This window comes from Streptomyces sp. NPDC005820, from assembly GCF_040630255.1.
Classification (GTDB): Bacteria; Actinomycetota; Actinomycetes; order Streptomycetales; family Streptomycetaceae; genus Streptomyces.
Genome location: NZ_JBEXXE010000075.1, coordinates 18,157 through 34,783, shown reverse-complemented (window position 1 = coordinate 34,783; position 16,627 = coordinate 18,157). Strand labels below are relative to the sequence as shown.

General features: G+C 70.5%; 13 protein-coding genes and 1 pseudogene. 4 read left to right on the top strand and 10 right to left on the bottom strand.

The genetic code is table 11. From position 1 onward, the window contains the following. The 5 genes and pseudogenes from ABZ464_RS48965 to tkt all read right to left on the bottom strand — a co-directional run. Window positions 1-800, bottom strand: a pseudogene (locus ABZ464_RS48965) (glucose-6-phosphate isomerase); the annotation flags it as partial. Then, window positions 793-1,728, bottom strand: a complete 936-nt coding sequence (gene opcA, locus ABZ464_RS48960; protein ID WP_359288888.1) for a glucose-6-phosphate dehydrogenase assembly protein OpcA — start codon at window positions 1,726-1,728, stop codon at window positions 793-795. The gene opcA and the pseudogene ABZ464_RS48965, both read right to left, overlap by 8 nt. Then, window positions 1,725-3,260: a glucose-6-phosphate dehydrogenase gene (zwf, locus tag ABZ464_RS48955; RefSeq protein WP_359288886.1), complete on the bottom strand. Its 1,536-nt coding sequence runs from the start codon at window positions 3,258-3,260 to the stop codon at window positions 1,725-1,727. Before zwf ends, opcA begins: the two co-directional genes overlap by 4 nt. Then, complete coding sequence (gene tal / locus ABZ464_RS48950) at window positions 3,257-4,405, bottom strand: transaldolase (protein ID WP_359288884.1); 1,149 nt, start codon at window positions 4,403-4,405, stop codon at window positions 3,257-3,259. The genes zwf and tal overlap by 4 nt, the downstream gene beginning before the upstream one ends. A 19-nt stretch (window positions 4,406-4,424) precedes the next feature. After that, window positions 4,425-6,500 (bottom strand): transketolase, encoded by a 2,076-nt coding sequence (tkt, locus tag ABZ464_RS48945; protein ID WP_359288882.1) that lies wholly within the window; start codon window positions 6,498-6,500, stop codon window positions 4,425-4,427. 146 nt (window positions 6,501-6,646) lie between these two features. Here tkt and ABZ464_RS48940 point away from each other — a divergent pair, with 146 nt between their 5' ends. Together ABZ464_RS48940 and ABZ464_RS48935 are read left to right on the top strand one after the other, a co-directional pair. Then, complete coding sequence (locus ABZ464_RS48940; RefSeq protein ID WP_359288880.1) at window positions 6,647-7,543, top strand: AraC family transcriptional regulator; 897 nt, start codon at window positions 6,647-6,649, stop codon at window positions 7,541-7,543. Between the two features lie 241 nt (window positions 7,544-7,784). Beyond that, complete coding sequence (locus ABZ464_RS48935) at window positions 7,785-8,555, top strand: 2-phosphosulfolactate phosphatase (RefSeq protein ID WP_359288878.1); 771 nt, start codon at window positions 7,785-7,787, stop codon at window positions 8,553-8,555. Between the two features lie 79 nt (window positions 8,556-8,634). Here the strand turns inward: ABZ464_RS48935 and ABZ464_RS48930 are convergent, their stop codons facing one another. From ABZ464_RS48930 to ABZ464_RS48920, 3 genes are all read right to left on the bottom strand, one after another. Next, a complete protein-coding gene (locus tag ABZ464_RS48930) occupies window positions 8,635-10,137 on the bottom strand; it encodes a DUF4157 domain-containing protein (protein ID WP_359288890.1) in 1,503 nt (500 codons plus the stop codon). A 266-nt stretch (window positions 10,138-10,403) separates the two neighbouring features. Continuing rightward, a complete protein-coding gene (locus ABZ464_RS48925) occupies window positions 10,404-11,795 on the bottom strand; it encodes a glycoside hydrolase family 16 protein (RefSeq protein ID WP_359288876.1) in 1,392 nt (463 codons plus the stop codon). Between the two features lie 175 nt (window positions 11,796-11,970). Further along, a complete protein-coding gene (locus ABZ464_RS48920; protein WP_359288874.1) occupies window positions 11,971-13,221 on the bottom strand; it encodes an Ig-like domain-containing protein in 1,251 nt (416 codons plus the stop codon). A 207-nt stretch (window positions 13,222-13,428) separates the two neighbouring features. On the opposite strand from ABZ464_RS48920, the gene ABZ464_RS48915 reads away from it, so the two are divergent. Further along, window positions 13,429-13,905, top strand: a complete 477-nt coding sequence (locus tag ABZ464_RS48915; protein ID WP_359288872.1) for a VOC family protein — start codon at window positions 13,429-13,431, stop codon at window positions 13,903-13,905. 301 nt (window positions 13,906-14,206) lie between these two features. Here the strand turns inward: ABZ464_RS48915 and ABZ464_RS48910 are convergent, their stop codons facing one another. Both ABZ464_RS48910 and ABZ464_RS48905 read right to left on the bottom strand, forming a co-directional pair. Beyond that, window positions 14,207-14,965: an IclR family transcriptional regulator gene (locus ABZ464_RS48910; RefSeq protein WP_359288870.1), complete on the bottom strand. Its 759-nt coding sequence runs from the start codon at window positions 14,963-14,965 to the stop codon at window positions 14,207-14,209. Window positions 14,966-15,023: 58 nt separating this feature from the next. Continuing rightward, window positions 15,024-15,575, bottom strand: coding sequence for a MarR family transcriptional regulator (locus ABZ464_RS48905; RefSeq protein WP_359288868.1), 552 nt, complete (start codon window positions 15,573-15,575; stop codon window positions 15,024-15,026). A gap of 131 nt (window positions 15,576-15,706) precedes the next feature. Here ABZ464_RS48905 and ABZ464_RS48900 point away from each other — a divergent pair, with 131 nt between their 5' ends. Further along, entirely contained in the window at window positions 15,707-16,624 is a 918-nt protein-coding gene (locus ABZ464_RS48900) for an SDR family oxidoreductase (RefSeq protein ID WP_359288866.1), read from the top strand. Window positions 16,625-16,627 lie beyond the last annotated feature (3 nt).

The window sequence follows — 16,627 nt, the reverse complement described above, 5'->3', positions numbered from 1 at the left end:
CAGTCCCAGAACTCGAACATGTTGGCCGTGTCGATGCCGAAGTCCGCGACCTTCTCCGCGTTCGTCGACAGCGCCACGAAGTGCCGCGCGACCGCCTTCTCCTCGCCGCCCAGGCCGTCGAGCAGCCAGGAGCGGGCCGAGGTGGCGTTGGTGATCGTCTCGATCGTGGTGAACGTCTTGGACGCGACGATGAACAGCGTCTCCGCCGGGTCCAGGTCCCGCAGGGCCTCGTGCAGGTCGGCGCCGTCGACGTTCGACACGAAACGGAACGTCAGGTCTCGCGCGGTGTACGCCCGTAGCGCCTCGTACGCCATCGCCGGGCCCAGATCCGAGCCGCCGATGCCGATGTTGACGACGTTCCTGATCCGCCGGCCGGTGTGGCCGGTCCACGCGCCGGAACGGACCCGTTCGGCGAAGTCGCCCATCTTCGCGAGCACGGCGTGAACTTGCGGCACGACGTTCTCGCCGTCGACCTCCACGACCGCGTCGGCAGGGGCGCGCAGCGCGGTGTGCAGGACCGCGCGGCCCTCGGTGAGGTTGATCTTCTCGCCGTGGAACATGGCGTCGCGCAGCCCGAACACGCCGGTGGCGGAGGCAAGTTCGGTCAGCAGGGCCAGCGTCTCGTCGGTGACGAGGTTCTTCGAGTAGTCGATGCGCAGGTCGCCGACGCGCACCACGTACCGTTCCGCGCGCCCGGGGTCCGCCGCGAACAGCTCACGCAGACGCGGGGTTCCCTGCGCACGGTGGTCCGCCAGGGCGGCCCACTCGAGCCGCTCCGACAGCTGGGGTGAGTCAGACATGAGAGGGGCTCTCCTTGGTGCCCTCGCCCCGGAGGGCGATGGCGTACATCTCGTCCGCGTCGAGGCGCCTGAGCTCCTCGGCGATCAGTTCGGAGGTGGTGCGGACCTTCAGCGCGAGGGTGCGCGAGGGCTGGCCCGGCAGGGTGAGCGTGGCGAGGGGGCCCTCGGGGCGGTCGATGACGACCTCTCCGCCGGCGGTGCCCAGCCGCACCGCCGTGACGACCGGTCCGGCGGTGACGACCCGGTCGATCTTGACCCCCAGCCGTGCCTCCAGCCAGCGCGCCAGCAGTTCGGCGGCCGGGTTCTCCGCCTCGGCCTCCACCGCCCCCGACACGATCGGCACCCGGGCCTGGTCCAGCGCCGCCGCCAGCATCGAACGCCACGGCGTCAGCCGGGTCCACGCGAGGTCGGTGTCACCGGGCGCGTAGGAACGCATCCGGGTCTCCAGTGTCTGCAGTGGATTCTCGACTGCATACAGATCGGTGATGCGGCGCTGCGCGAGCGCGCCCAGCGGATCCTTCGAGGGGTACTCGGGCGCGTCCACCGGCCACCACACGACGACCGGCGCGTCCGGCAGCAGCAGCGGCAGGACCACTGAGTCGGCGTGGTCGGACACCTCGCCGTAGGTCCTCAGGATCACCGTCTCACCGGTGCCGGCCTCGGAGCCGACGCGGACCTCGGCGTCCAGCCGCGACTGGGTGCGCTCCCGCGGGGTGCGGGCGTGCCGCTTGATGACGACCAGGGTGCGCGAGGGGTGCTCGTGCGAGGCCTCCTCGGCCGCCTTGATCGCGTCGTAGGCGTTCTCCTCGTCCGTGACGATCACCATCGTCAGGACCATGCCCACGGCAGGTGTGCCGATGGCGCGGCGACCCTGCACCAGCGCCTTGTTGATCTTGCTTGCCGTGGTGTCGGTCAGGTCGATCTTCATGGCCTGCGCCAGCTCCGTCCGTCTCGTGCGAGCATCTCGTCGGCTTCCTCGGGTCCCCAGCTGCCCGAGGGGTACTGCGCGGGCCTGCCGTGGGCCGCCCAGTACTCCTCGATCGGGTCGAGGATCTTCCAGGACTCTTCCACTTCCTGGTGGCGCGGGAAAAGGTTGGCATCGCCGAGCAGTACGTCCAGGATGAGGCGCTCGTACGCCTCCGGGCTGGACTCCGTGAAGGACTCGCCGTAGGCGAAGTCCATCGTCACGTCCCGGATCTCCATCGAGGTGCCCGGCACCTTCGAGCCGAAACGGACGGTGATGCCCTCGTCCGGCTGGACGCGGATGACGATCGCGTTCTTGCCGAGCTCCTCCGTCGCGGTGGAGTCGAAGGGGGAGTGGGGCGCCGACTGGAAGACGACCGCGATCTCCGTCACCCGGCGGCCGAGCCGCTTGCCGGTGCGCAGATAGAACGGGACGCCGGCCCAGCGCCGGTTGTCGACGTTCAGCTTCACGGCGGCGTACGTGTCCGTCGTCGAGGCCGGGTCGATGCCCTCCTCCTCCAGGTAGCCGCGCACCTTCTCGCCGCCCTGCCAGGCGCCCGCGTACTGCGCCCGCACGGTGTGATTGCCGAGCTCCTCCGGCAGCTTCACCGCCCTGAGCACCTTGAGCTTCTCGGTGAGCAGCGAGGACGCGTCGAAGGAGGCGGGCTCCTCCATGGCCGTCAGCGCCATCAGCTGCAGCAGGTGGTTCTGGATGACATCACGGGCCGAGCCGATGCCGTCGTAGTAGCCGGCCCGGCCGCCGATCCCGATGTCCTCGGCCATGGTGATCTGCACATGGTCGACGAACGACCGGTTCCAGATCGGTTCGAACATCGTGTTGGCGAACCGCAGCGCCAGGATGTTCTGGACGGTCTCCTTGCCCAGGTAGTGGTCGATGCGGAACACCTGGTCGGGTTCGAACACGTCGTGCACGACCGCGTTCAGCTCGCGCGCGCTCGCCAGATTGTGTCCGAACGGCTTTTCGATGACCGCCCGCCGCCAGGAACCCTCCGGCGCCTTCGCCAGACCGTGCTTCTTCAGCTGCTCGACGACCTTCGGGAAGAACTTCGGCGGCACGGAGAGATAGAAGGCGAAGTTGCCGCCCGTGCCGCGCGAGGAGTCCAGCTCCTCGACGGCCGTCTTGAGCTGCTTGAACGCCGTGTCGTCGTCGAAGTCGCCCGGCACGAACCGCATGCCCTCGGCGAGCTGCTGCCAGACCTCCTCGCGGAACGGCGTCCGCGCGTGCTCCCGCACCGCGTCGTGCACGACCTGCGCGAAGTCCTGGTCCTCCCAGTCCCGGCGGGCGAAGCCGACGAGCGAGAAGCCCGGCGGCAGCAGCCCGCGGTTGGCGAGGTCGTACACGGCCGGCATCAGCTTCTTGCGGGACAGGTCGCCCGTCACCCCGAAGATCACCAGGCCCGACGGGCCCGCGATACGGGGCAGGCGCCGGTCACGGGGATCCCGCAGGGGGTTGTCCCACACAGGGATGGTGCTCATTCCGCGTCAGCTCCCTTGCTCTCCAGCGACTTCGTGACCGTGTTCAGCAAGTCCTCCCACGCCGCCTCGAACTTGGCGACACCCTCGCCCTCCAAACGGGTGACGACCTCGTCGTAGGAGACACCGAGTGCCGCTACGGCGGCCAGGTCGGCGCGGGCCCGGTCGTAGCCGCCGGTCACCGTGTCGCCGGTGACGGCGCCGTGGTCGGCGACGGCGTCCAGCGTGGCCTGCGGCATGGTGTTGACGGTGCCCGGCGCGACCAGATCGTCCACATACAGCGTGTCCTTGTATGCAGGATCCTTCACACCGGTGGATGCCCACAGCGGACGCTGCCGGTTCGCCCCCGCCCGGGCCAGCGCGGCCCAGCGCTCACCGGCGACGACGCCCTCGTACGCCTCGTAGGCCAGCCGCGCGTTCGCCAGGGCCGCCCGCCCCTTCAGCGCGAGCGCCTCGTCCGTGCCGAGGACCGTCAGCCGCTTGTCGATCTCGGAGTCGACGCGGGAGACGAAGAAGGAGGCCACGGAGTGGACGGTGGAGAGGTCCACGCCGTTGGAAAGCGCTTGCTCGAGGCCCGCCAGGTAGGCGTCCATGACCTCGCGGTAGCGCTCCAGCGAGAAGATCAGCGTGACGTTGACGCTGATGCCTAGGCCGACGACCTCGGTGATCGCCGGGAGGCCGGCCTTCGTCGCCGGAATCTTGATCATCACGTTGGGGCGGTCGACGAGCCAGGCGAGCTGCTTGGCTTCGGCGACGGTGGCCGCGGTGTCGTGGGCGAGGCGGGGGTCGACCTCGATCGACACGCGACCGTCGACACCATGCGATGTTCTGTATACAGAATGCAGGATATCGGCTGCGGCCCGCACATCGGCCGTCGTCATCATCCGCACGGCCTCGTCGACCGTCACGCCCCGCACGGCCAGCTCGGCGAGCTGCTCCTCGTAGCCCTCGCCCGAGCCGATGGCGGCCTGGAAGATCGACGGGTTGGTGGTGACGCCGACGACGTGCCGCGTGGCGACGAGGTCGGCGAGATCGCCGGACTGGATCCGCTTGCGCGACAGGTCGTCCAGCCAGATGGAGACGCCCTCGTCGGAGAGGCGCTTCAGGGCTTCCGCGGTGGGCGCGGTCGCTTGGTTCACTGTGATCATCTTCTTTCTGGCGTTCGGATCAACCACGCGCGGCAGCAAGGGATTCCCGGGCTGCGGCGGCGACGTTCTCGGGGGTGAAGCCGTACTCGGCGAACAGGGTGCCGGCGTCGGCGGAGGCGCCGAAGTGCTCGAGGGAGACGATGCGGCCGGCGTCCCCGACGTACCGGTACCAGGTGAGACCGATCCCGGCCTCGACCGCGACCCTGGCCCGCACGGCCGGCGGCAGCACGCTCTCTCGGTACTCCCGCGGCTGCTCCTCGAACCACTCCACGGACGGCATCGACACCACGCGCGTCCCGATCCCCTCGGCCTCCAGCAGCTCCCGTGCGGCGACGGCGAGCCGTACCTCCGAGCCGGTGGCGACGATGACGACGTCCGGGGTCCCCTTCGACGACTCGCGCAGGACGTAACCGCCCTTCGCCGTATCGGGGTTGGGCTCGTACGTCGGCACGCCCTGGCGGGTGAGGGCCAGTCCGTGCGGGGCGGGGCGGGTGGCGTGCCGTCGGAGGATCTCGGCCCAGGCGATCGCGGTCTCGTTGGCGTCGGCCGGACGGACCACGTTCAGGCCCGGGATGGCGCGCAGCGAGGCCAGGTGCTCGACGGGCTGGTGGGTCGGGCCGTCCTCGCCGAGACCGATGGAGTCGTGCGTCCACACGTACGTCACCGGCAGCTGCATCAGCGCCGACATGCGCACGGCGTTGCGCATGTAGTCGGAGAACACCAGGAACGTGCCGCCGTAGACACGGGTGTTGCCGTGCAGGGCGATGCCGTTCATCTCCGCGGCCATCGAGAACTCGCGGATGCCGAAGTGGATCGTACGGCCGTAGGGATCGGCCTCGGGCAGCGGGTTGCCCTCGGGGAGGAAGGAGGAACTTCCGTCGATCGTCGTGTTGTTGGAGCCGGCCAGGTCGGCGGAACCGCCCCAGAGTTCGGGCAGGACCGCGCCGAGCGACTGGAGCACCTTGCCGGAGGCGGCGCGCGTGGCGACCGACTTCCCGGGCTCGAACACGGGCAGCGCGTCCTCCCAGCCCTCGGGGAGCTGCCCCGCGACGACCCGGTCGAACAGTGCCGCCCGCCCGGGGTTGTCGGCGCGCCACTGCGTGAGCCGCTTGTCCCAGGCGGCGTGCGCCTCGGCGCCCCGGTCGAGCGCGCCACGGGTGTGCGCGAGGACGTCGTCGTCGACCTGGAAGGACCGTTCGGGGTCGAAACCGAGGACACGCTTAGTGGCGGCGACCTCCTCCGCGCCGAGGGCCGAGCCGTGGGAGGCCTCGGTGTTCTGCGCGTGCGGGGCGGGCCAGGCGATGATCGTGCGCAGGGCGACGATCGACGGGCGCGCCGTCTCGGCCTGCGCCGCCTTCAGGGCCGTATACAGGGTGTGTACGTCGATGTCGCCGTTGTCCGCGGGCTCGACGCGCTGCACATGCCAGCCGTAGGCCTCGTACCGCTTCAGCACGTCCTCCGAGAACGCCGTCGCCGTGTCGCCCTCGATGGAGATGTGGTTGTCGTCGTAGAGGAAGACCAGGTTGCCGAGCTTCTGGTGCCCGGCCAGGGAGGAGGCCTCGGCGGAGACGCCCTCCTCCAGGTCGCCGTCGGAGACGATCGCCCAGACGGTGTGGTCGAACGGGGACTCGCCCGCGGGCGCCTCGGGGTCGAACAGGCCGCGCTCGTAGCGGGCGGCCATCGCCATGCCGACCGCGTTGGCGGCGCCCTGACCGAGCGGGCCGGTGGTGGTCTCGACGCCGGCGGTGTGCCCGTACTCGGGGTGGCCGGGCGTCTTCGAACCACGGGTCCGGAAGGTCTTCAGGTCCTCCAGGTCCAGCTCGTAGCCGGCGAGGAACAGCTGGGTGTAGAGCGTCAGCGAGGTGTGGCCGGGGGAGAGGACGAAGCGGTCACGGCCCGTCCACTCCGGGTCCGCCGGATCGTGACGCATCACCTTCTGAAAGATCGTGTACGCGGCGGGCGCGAGGCTCATCGCGGTGCCCGGGTGGCCGTTGCCCACCCGCTGTACGGCATCCGCCGCCAAAAGGCGGGCGGTGTCGACGGCACGCCGGTCGAGTTCGGTCCACTCGAAGCTGTTCGGGGTCTGCGTGCTCATCTTCAAGAAATCCTCGATGCGAGAGGGAGAAGCGTCCTACCGCGTTCAAACTTAAAAGTCCGACTTTTACGGGGGAAGGTCTTCCTGTGTCAGCCTGTGGTGAAAGTGGGACACCGGCGGCAGTGGCAGGACGGCACGAGAAGGACATGGCGGACAGACATCCCCAAGGCGGAACCGCCGACGACGGCATCAGAACCCTCCCCTTCCCCGTCGAGCTGAGCGTCGGCGGCGTCGGCATGCAGGTCGGCCCCATGGGCGCGGGCCGCACCTGGCACGCCGACGACGCACCGCTCGACCGCGTCCACCGCATCGACTTCCACGTCGTGATGCTGTTCGACGACGGCCCCGTACGCCACATGATCGACTTCGCCGAGTACGAGGCGACCGTCGGCGAACTGCTGTGGATCCGCCCGGGCCAGGTCCACCGCTTCTCGACCTCGAGCGAGTACCGCGGAACCGTCCTGACCATGCAGCCCGGCTTCCTCCCCCGCGACACCGTCGAGGCCACCGGCCTCTACCGCTACGACCTGCCACCCCTGCTCCGCCCGGACGCCCCGCACCTCGCCTCCCTGCGCGCCGCACTCGCCCACCTCCAACGGGAGTACGAGGACAGCGCACCCCTGCCACCCGCCCTGCACACGGCCGTGCTGCGGCACTCGCTGACCGCGTTCCTGCTGCGTCTCGCCCACCTCGCGACCAGCTCCGCGGAGGCCGGACGGCGCACCGAGTCGACGTTCACCCTCTTCCGGGACGCAGTGGAACGGGACTTCGCCACCCAGCACAGCGTCAGCGCCTACGCCGACGCCCTCGGCTACTCCCGCCGCACCCTCGTCCGCGCGGTCCGCGCCGCCACGGGTGAGACGCCCAAGGGCTTCATCGACAAACGGGTCGTCCTGGAGGCGAAGCGGCTGCTGGCCCACACGGATCTGCCGATCGGGCGGATCGGGGCGGCGGTGGGGTTCCCCGATCCGGCGAACTTCTCCAAGTTCTTCCACGTGCATACGGGGGTGACGCCGGTGGGGTTTCGGGCGGAGTTGTGGTGAGGGGGATGGTGGTGGGCGGTGGAGGTTTGCCGGTCTGCGGTCTGCGGTCTGCGGTCTGCGGTCTGCGGTCTGCGGTGGACGGTAGGCGGTAGGCGGTAGGCCGGCGACGGTCGACAACCGGCAGTCGACAACCGACGGTCGAAGGTGGACAGTCGCCGGTAGTCAGTCGGCGGGCGATTGTAGACAGTCTTCGGTCGGCGGGGTTGATCCCGGCGACGGTATGCGGTGAGACTCCCCTCTCATGACTGACTGGTTCCTTCAGCAGGGGCACGGCGTGCGGTTCGAGTGGGGTCCCGTCGGTGCGCGGCAGCTCGCCGGGGATGTCGCCTGTCTCGTGGTGGTCGACGTTCTCTCCTTCACCACCTCGGTGACCGTGGCCGTGGAGCGTGGAACCCACGTCTTCCCGTACGCCTGGCGGGACGTCACCGCGCGCGCCTTCGCCGACGAGCGGGGGGCCGAACTGGCCGTCGGGCGGAGGGAGATGTCCCCGGAGGCGCCTTGGTCGCTCTCGCCCGCCGCGCTTCGCAGAGCACCCTTCGCTCCCCGGCTGGTGCTGCCGTCGCCGAACGGTTCGGCGATCGCCGCGGCGGCCGGCGGTGCCACCGTGATCGCCGGCTGTCTGCGCAACGCGACGGCCGTGGGACGGCGGCTCGCCGCTCAGGGGTACGGGACCGAGGACCGGCCGGTCGGTGTGGTCGCCGCCGGGGAGCGTTGGCCCGACGGCAGTCTGCGGCCGGCGCTGGAGGACCTGCTGGGGGCCGGTGCGATCATCGCCGAACTGCGTACCCAGGGAGCCGGCCCCCTGTCGCCCGAGGCGTCCGCCGCGCGGGCCGCCTTCATCGGTACTCCGGATGTGGCGGACACGGTGGCCGACTGTGCCTCGGGGCGGGAGCTGGCCCGGGGTGGCTTCCCGGACGACGTCGCGATCGCGACCGAGGTGGACGCGTCGGCCGCCGTGCCCGTTCTCATGGACGGCGCCTTCACCGCCGTACCGGAGGCGGGGCGCCCCTGATCCGCGGCTGTTCCCTGCAAGGCTGATGATCGGTACGGCAATGAGCTGCGTTAGTGACGTTTCGTCATATGGCGCACCGTCAGTCGGCGTTCACACCCGCCCGTTGCTGCCACGCGCCGAACACGGAGGTCAGGAAGGCTTCGCCGCGCGACACGCTCGCCGTGGAGTCGTTGCAGTAGAAGGTCGCCGGCCAGCTCGGGTTGAACTTCAGCAGCATCACCGTGGCGTTCTTCTCGGCGACATCCGGCGTCACGCCCAGCATGGCGGTCATCCAGGAGAAGACCGCGCCACGGCGATGCTGCTCGCGGATGATCGGGTCGCCACCGCCCCGCACGCTGCCGTCGGGGTTCAGGATGCGGGCCTGCTGCATCCCCTCCCTGAACGAGGCGGCCATCTGGGACCAGTTCGCCTCCCAGCCGGCGCGGTTCGCCGCGGCCTGTTGCTTGAGCTGCTCGGCCTCCTGTGGGGTGAGCGCCGCGGTGTTGCCGTGGGCCAGTTGCATGCCCTGGGTGATGGTGGGGGTGAGCGAGGGGTAGACGGACTCGCCGAACTGGGGGAACAGGGTGTCCCAGTTGGTCTTGGCCAGGACGTGGCCGGTGCTGGCGTCGGCGGTGATGTCCACGGCGCCGATGGCGACACCCTGGGAGAACAGGACGTAGTCCGGCCGGGTGGTCCCGAACGTCACCTGGGTGCCGTAGGACATGCCCGGGAAGAGCGTGGGACCCCCGTTTCTCGCCAGGTACGCCTGGGTGATCGATTCGACCGCGTAGCCGAACTCCTTGGAGACACCGCCGCTTCTGCCGGTGGTGTGGAACTGGTTCCAGACCTCCACCCAGCGCTTGGTGTAGCCGTCGTATTCGGCCAGGGGGCCGAGTTGCGGGGCGGTGGTGACGTAGCGGTAGGCCCACTCGACCGCGGCGTCCACGGAGTTGAAGAAGGCATCGAAGGCCTGTGTCTCCACCTTCTGGGGCGGGCCCTGCTGGAGCTCGACCTTGCGGCGCTGCACCACGGTGTCGTCGCCGGTGTGGTCCTGGCCCGCGGAGTGTGCCGGGGCGGTTTGTACGGACGGCGCCGGGCCCGCGAGGGCGCGGGCGGCGTTGGCCTCCGCCTCCCGCTCGAAGCGGTCCGAGGGGTCCGACATGCGCAGCCCCGAGCCGTTGTCGGTGCCCGCGACGGGGCCCTGGCGTTGCTGGATGACATGAGTCAGCTCGTGGGCCAGCGTGTGCCGGTCGGCGCCGCCGTCACCGAGGACGATGTGGCTGCCCGAGGTGTAGGCGCGGGCGCCGATCTCGGACGCGGACGCCTTCGCGGCTGCGCCGGTGTGGATCCGTACGTCGGAGAAGTCGGCGCCCAGGCGGTTCTCCATGTCCGCCTTCGTGTCGTCGTCGAGGGGACGGCCGCTGCCGCGCAGGACGTCGTGGACCGCGGACCGCTGGACGACGGGGGCGGCCCCGGCGGTCCGTACGCCGTCCAGGTGGCCGCAGTCGGGTCCGTGCCGGTGCGCCTGCTGTGCCGGATCCGCGAAGTGTCCTTCTGCACGCAGCAGTTGGACGACCGCCGCGTTGCCGGCCGTGCGCTGCAGGGCGAGGAGGCGTTGGTCCGGCCCACCGGTTCTCGCCGAGGTCGCCGGGCTCTGGCGGGACGAGTCGTCGGGAGTTCTGCCGGGCTTCGCTGTGCGCACGAGGTGCCTTCCGGGCGGCTGGGACGGTCCTTTCCTGCGTACCGTGCGGGTGCCGTACGGGGAAAGGGCCGACAGGGCAGACCTGTTGCCCCGCCGGACAGGCGAATCGGTCGGCGCCGGGCCCCCGTTCGTGCGGGGTGGGGGCCCGGCACCGGCCCGGGCCGGTGTCAGTGACCGAATGTGAACCAGTTGACGTTGACGAAGTCCGCCGACTGCCCGCTGGTGAAGGTGAGATACACGTCGTGCGTGCCGGTGACGGAGCTGATGTTCGCCGGCACCGTCTTCCAGGTCTGCCAGCCTCCGGTGTTGGCCACCGCGAAACTGCCGACGGGGGTGCTCGTGGCACTGTCCAGACGTACTTCGACCAGCCCGCTGATCCCGGACGCCGCGCCGCTCGCGACCCGCGCGCTGAACTGGGTCGCCGCCGTGGAGCCGAAGGTGACGCCCTTGTACAGCGCCCAGTCGCCGTTGGCGAGGTAGCCGATGTTCTGGCCGCCGCCGGTGTCCGTGGTGGTCTCGGTGGAGATGCCGGACTGGCTGTCGTAGGACTCGGCCTGGATCGTGGAGTAGGCGTCGCGGCTGCCGGACGGGGGCGAGGTGGTACCGCTCCCACTGCCCGCGGCCTGGAGCACCTGTACGTAGTCGACGACCATCGGGTGGCCCGATTCGGTGGCGCTGTCCAGGCCGCCGCCGAGGGCGTCGGGGAAGGCGCCGCCCATCGCCACGTTCAGGATGACGAAGAAGCCGTGGTTGGTGGCGTTGGTCCAGGTGGCGGCGTCTACCTGACTGGCCGTCACGGTGTGGTAGTTGACGCCGTCGACGTAGAAGCGGATGGCCTCGGGGGAGACCGAGCGGTCCCACTCCATGGTGTAGGTGTGGAAGCCGGACTGGCAGGTGGTGTTGGGGCAGGCCGTGGAGTTGCCGATGCCGGTGGTCTCGTTGCAGGGGCCGCCGGGGTTGGTGCCGCAGTGCATCGTCGCCCAGACCTTGTTGAGGCCCTGGACGTTCTCCATGATGTCCAACTCGCCGACGCTGGGCCAGTTCTGGTAGTTGCCCCGGTAGGGGGCGCCCAGCATCCAGAACGCCGGCCAGTAGCCCTCGGCGGCGGTGCCGGTGACGTTCGGCATCTGCAGCCGGGCCTCCACGCGCAGTTTGCCGCCGGACGGGGGCTGGAAGTCGGTGCGGACCGTCTCGATCCGTCCCGAGGTCCAGTTGCCCGCCGAGTCGCGCACCGGGGTGATGCGCAGGTTGCCGCTGCCGTCGAGGGCGACGTTGTTGGTGGAGCTGGTCATCGTCTCGACCTCGCCGGTGCCCCAGTTGGCGGGGCCGCCGGGGTACGAAGTCCCGGTGCTGTACTGCCAGTTGGAGGTGTTGACGCCGGTGCCCGCGGTGCCGTTGAAGTCGTCGAGGAAGACCTGGGTCCAGCCCGAGGGGGGCGTGGGCGCGGAGGCGTTCGCGGGCAGGGTGACGGCTGTCGCCGCCGCGGCTGCCAGGCCGAGGGTGCCGAGGACGGCGACGAGGGCGCGTCGCCGTCTGGACATACCGGAGGGAGCACTCATGGGGGGCCTCTCGGGTACGGAGGGGTGGTGGGGTGCGGGTGCACTGTGGGAGCGCACTTTGAGAGCGCTCTCAAAGTGCGCCCAATGTGCTCTCCGTCCCGAGAGTCGTCAAGACTTAAAGCGAGGAAAGTCCTTTCACCGCAAGGAAGTTCATGGCGTGAAGCGCGCAAACGGGCTAAACCGCGCTGCCCGCCTTCCAGTCCGCCCAGGACAGGTTCCAGCCGTTGAGGCCGTTGGACGGCTCGACCGTCTTGTCGCCCGAGTTCTTCACGATCACCACGTCGCCGAGCATGGAGCTCTCGTAGAACTTGTAGCCCGCGACCGAGCTGTCGCTCGCGCCCTTGGCGTCGTGCAGGCCGACGCAGCCGTGGCTGGTGTTCTGGCTGCCGAAGACGGAGTTGGTGGCCCAGTAGTTGCCGTGGACGAAGGTGCCGGAAGTCGTCAGACGCTGGGCGTGCGGCACGTCCGAGATGTCGTACTCGTCGCCGAGGCCGACCGTGGAGGACTCCATGCGGGTCTGCTTGAACCGCTCGCTGATCACCATGATCCCGGCCCAGGTGGTGTGCTCGGCGTTGCCGCCGGAGACGGGGTGGGTGGCGTAGGTCGCCCCGTCGCGTTTCACCACCATCTCCTTGGTCGACAGGTCGACGGTGCTGATCTGGTTGCGGCCGATGTGGAAGGTGACGTCCTTGGACTGTATACCGTAGACACCATCCTGTCCTTCGACGTCCTTCAACCGCAGACTGAGCGTGATCTTGGTGCCGGACGCCCAGTACGTCTCCGGCCGGAAGTCCAGCCGGGTGTCGCTGAACCAGTGGCCCACGATCTCCACGGCCGGCTCGGCGGTCACCGTGATCGCCTTCTGTACGGCGGCCCGGTCCTTGACTGCCTTCGTGAAGTTGATCGACACGGGCATGCCGACGCCGGAGGTCGAGTTCGCCTCCGGGGTGAAGTAGCCGACGAAGGTCTCGCCGGGCGACTTGGTGGTGAACGTGGCCGTCTCGGCGTCGGCGCCCTCGGCCTGCGCGGTGACCGTGTACTTGGTGCCCGAGTACGGGTTCTTCGACGACGTCCACCGGGTCTTCGCGTCGTTCAGGGAGCCCTCGAGCGTGGAGCCGTCGTTGCCCGTCACCTTCACCGACGCCAGAGTGCCGTCGGTCACCGCCACCTCGACGGGGCCGGTGAACGCGGCCTTCTTGGTGCCGTCGGCGGGGGTGACCGTGATCACCGGCGTCTTGGCGGCCGCCGAGGCCTTCGCGGCGGCGGACGCCTGGGCGCCGCCCGAGCCCTCCGAGGCGTCCGCCGACCCGGAACTGCAGCCGGTCAGCGCGGCGGCCGGCGCGACCCCCAGTACGGCCAGGATCCCGCGCCGGGACCACCCCTCCGTCCGTTGCCCGGACCGGTTCGATATGTGCGAGACGCCCACGACACGCCTTCCTGAGTTGTCCACCTTTGCACCGGCATCCTGCGCCCCGCACATTGGTTGATCCTTTGAATACGCATGCCGCAGCCTGAGATTTCCGTGAGGAGAGGCTGGGAGGGCGGCGGAGGGGGTGCCGAGGAAACAAAACGAGCGCGGGCGGAGTTGATCAGGAACGGGAACGGAGCCATCCGCGATCACCGAGGAGCACCGATGTCCGACGCGTCCGAAGCGCCCGCCGTGCGTGAACTCCGTCTCGTGGTGACCGCCGACGACTACGACGAGGCCCTGCGCTTCTACCGGGACGTCCTCGGCCTCCCCCAGCAGGCCGCGTTCTCCTCTCCCGACGGGCGGGTCACCCTCCTCGACGCGGGCCGCGCCACCCTGGAGCTGGCCGACCCGAACCAGGCCGCGTTCATCGATGACGTCGAGGTCGGCCGCCGGGTGGCCGGACACATCAGGGTCGCCTTCCAGGTCGACGACTCCGCCGCCGCCACCGCCCGGCTCGCCGCCGAGGGCGCAGAGGTGATCGCCGAGCCGACCCGCACCCCCTGGAACTCCCTCAACGCCCGCCTCCAGGCACCAGGGGCCCTGCAGCTCACGCTCTTCGAGGAACTCGGGGAACTCGGGGAACTCGGGGGACTCGGGGAGCGGGAGAGGGTCGGGGAGCAGGAGGAACTCGAAGAGTAGGAGGAACTCGGCGAGCGGGTGGGGCTCGAGGAGCGGGAGTGGTTGGGAGTGTGGGCGAGGCCGGGGGGCGAGGCCCGGAGGGGAAGCAGCGGTCCGGAGAGGGGCGAGGCTCGGGGGAAGCAGCGGTCCGGAGAGCGGGCGAGGCTCGGGGGAAGCAGCGGTCCGGAGAGCGGGCGAGGCCCGGGGGAAGCAGCGGTCCGGAGAGTAGGCGAGGCCCGGGGTTGGGAGCCGTTCGGAGCGTAAGCGTCGCCGGGGAGCGGCGGGGTCCCGAGGGCAGGCGGTGCTCGGGCAGCGGCAGCGCTCAGTCCCGTGCTCCCTCCGGCTGCCACCCCAGTGCCCGGGAGATTCCGCGCGCTGCGACTCGTACGGCGGGAGCGAGGACCGGGACCTGGGCGTCGGCGTGGGGGACGACCACCGACACGGCGGCGACCACCGCGCCGCCCGGCCCGCGTACCGGTGCGGCCACCGACAGGGCGTCGTCGGTGACCTGACGGCTGCTCACCGCGACGCCCGTACGCCGGACTTCGGCCAGCATGCGGCGCAACCGGGCGGGATCGGTGAGGGTGTGGGCGGTGTAGGACGCCAACGGCCCGGCGCAGTAGGTCTCTTGGAGTGCCGCGTCGCTGTGGGCGAGGAGGGCGAGGCCGACCCCGGTGACGTGCAGCGGCCAGCGGGCCCCCACCCGGATGTGCACCCCGACGGCCGAACGCCCCGAGAGCCACTCGGTGTAGACGACCTCGGACCCGTCCCGGACCGCCAACTGCACGTTCTCGTGAGTGGCTTCGTACAGGTCCTCCAGATACGGCAGCGCCACCTGCCGCAGCGCCAGCCCGCGCGGCGCGAGGGCGGCGATCTCCCACAGTCGCAGCCCCACGTGGTAGAGGCCGGACGCGTCCCGTTCCAGCGCGCCCCACTCGGTCAGCGCGCCCACCAGCCGGTGGGCCGTGGTCAGGGTCAGCCCGGCGCGCCGGCCGATGTCGCTCAGGGACAGCGCCGGATGGCTGTGGTCGAACGCGGCGAGCACGGCCAGCAGCCGGTCGGGCGCGGAGCGGGAGGTCATGGCGGGGCGGCCCCGTTTCCCGCCGGCCGCTCCGGCTGCCCCCGTCGTCCCCGTGGCATCAGCTCAGCCCGTCCTCGGCGGCCCGCAGCAGCAGCGTGTGCAGGGTGTCGCGTTCGGCGGGGCCGAGCGGGCCGAGCAGCTCGTTCGTCACGCGCAGTCCTGCCTCGTCGGTGCCGCGCAGGAAGGCGCGGCCGTCCTCGGTGAGGACCACGATCCGGCTGCGCCGGTCGTCCGGGGCGGGCCGGCGTTCGGCGAAGCCCAGCTTCTCCAGGTCGTCGACCAGGCCGACGATCGCGCTCGGGTCGTAGCCGAGCCGTGCGCTGAGCTCGCGCTGGAGCGCGCCCTCGGCCGTGGCCAGGAAGCGCAGCACGGCGTAGTGGCGCAGCCGCAGCCCCGACTCCTGCAGGAAGGAGTTGAAGAGCTGGCCCGAGCGAAGGCCCAGTCGGTAGAGCAGATAGCCCGTGTCCGCGTGCAGTCCCCGCATCCACGGCTCGTTCCCGTCGATCGGGGCGGCGGCGTTCACTGCGTTGTCCTGGCGGGCGATGGCGGGCTCCCTGGGCTCGGCCCCCGTACGGCCGGTGGGGGCGGTGTGTCGTACAGATTCCAGCATGACCCACCCACAGGTGGACAACAACTATTGACGTCAACAATTATTGCTCTTAGCTTCGATCTCGCAGTCGTACCCCCCGCCGCTCCACGTGACCCCCTCGTGGTCATGGCTCTTTCTGAAGGGACTCGCTCGTGACCAGCATCGATCTCACCGGCAAGGTCGCCGTCGTCACCGGCAGCGGCCGGGGCCTCGGCCTCGCGTACGCCCAGGCTCTCGCCGCGCACGGCGCCCGCGTGGTGATCAACGACGTCGACGAGGCCGTGGCCGAGGCGGCCGTGAAGTCCATCGTGGAGGCCGGCGGGACGGCCGTCGCCGAGGTGGTCCCGGTCGGCACCAGCGAGGCCGCCGAGCGGCTGGTGAACCGCGCCGTCGAGGAGTTCGGACGGCTGGACGTCCTGGTCACCAACGCGGGCATCCTGCGCGACAAGGTGCTGTGGAAGATGACCGACGACGACTTCGACGCGGTGATCGCCACCCACCTCAAGGGCACCTTCACCTGCGCCCGCGCCGCCGCCGTACGGATGCGCGAGCAGGGCGAGGGCGGCACGCTGATCCTGGTCGGCTCCCCGGCCGGCCAGCGCGGCAACTTCGGCCAGACGAACTACGCCGCCGCCAAGGCCGGCATCGCCGCCTTCGCCCGCACCTGGGCCATGGAGCTCGGCCGCGCGAACATCACCGTCAACGCGATCGTGCCGGTCGCCGCGACCGCGATGACCGAGACGATCCCCGCCTTCGCCCCGTACATCGAGGCCATGCGGGGCGGCGAGCCGCTGCCGGACTTCCTGCGCAAGGGCGAGGGCTTCGGCACCCCCGAGGACTGCGCCGCGCTCGTGCCGTTCCTCGCCTCCGAGGCCGCCCGGGGCGTCACCGGCCAGGCCATCGGCATCGGCGGCGACAAGGTGGCACTCTGGTCGCATCCGCAGGAGATCAAGGCGGCCTACGCCGACGGCGGCTGGACCCCCGAGAGCCTGGCCGCCGCCTTCCCCACCTCGGTGGGCGCCGAACTGCAGACCGTCGGTATTCCGGCGCCCAAGTTCCCGGAGGCCTGACCC

Excerpts from the sequence above, each read along its gene's own strand:
- ABZ464_RS48915 (WP_359288872.1), top strand. The coding sequence starts at position 13,429 with ATGTCCGACGCGTCCGAAGCGCCCGCCGTGCGTGAACTCCGTCTCGTG.
- ABZ464_RS48910 (WP_359288870.1), bottom strand. The coding sequence starts at position 14,965 with ATGACCTCCCGCTCCGCGCCCGACCGGCTGCTGGCCGTGCTCGCCGCG.
- zwf (WP_359288886.1), bottom strand. The coding sequence starts at position 3,260 with ATGAGCACCATCCCTGTGTGGGACAACCCCCTGCGGGATCCCCGTGAC.
- tkt (WP_359288882.1), bottom strand. The coding sequence starts at position 6,500 with ATGAGCACGCAGACCCCGAACAGCTTCGAGTGGACCGAACTCGACCGG.
- ABZ464_RS48935 (WP_359288878.1), top strand. The coding sequence starts at position 7,785 with ATGACTGACTGGTTCCTTCAGCAGGGGCACGGCGTGCGGTTCGAGTGG.
- ABZ464_RS48925 (WP_359288876.1), bottom strand. The coding sequence starts at position 11,795 with ATGAGTGCTCCCTCCGGTATGTCCAGACGGCGACGCGCCCTCGTCGCC.
- opcA (WP_359288888.1), bottom strand. The coding sequence starts at position 1,728 with ATGAAGATCGACCTGACCGACACCACGGCAAGCAAGATCAACAAGGCG.
- ABZ464_RS48940 (WP_359288880.1), top strand. The coding sequence starts at position 6,647 with ATGGCGGACAGACATCCCCAAGGCGGAACCGCCGACGACGGCATCAGA.
- ABZ464_RS48905 (WP_359288868.1), bottom strand. The coding sequence starts at position 15,575 with ATGCTGGAATCTGTACGACACACCGCCCCCACCGGCCGTACGGGGGCC.
- tal (WP_359288884.1), bottom strand. The coding sequence starts at position 4,405 with ATGATCACAGTGAACCAAGCGACCGCGCCCACCGCGGAAGCCCTGAAG.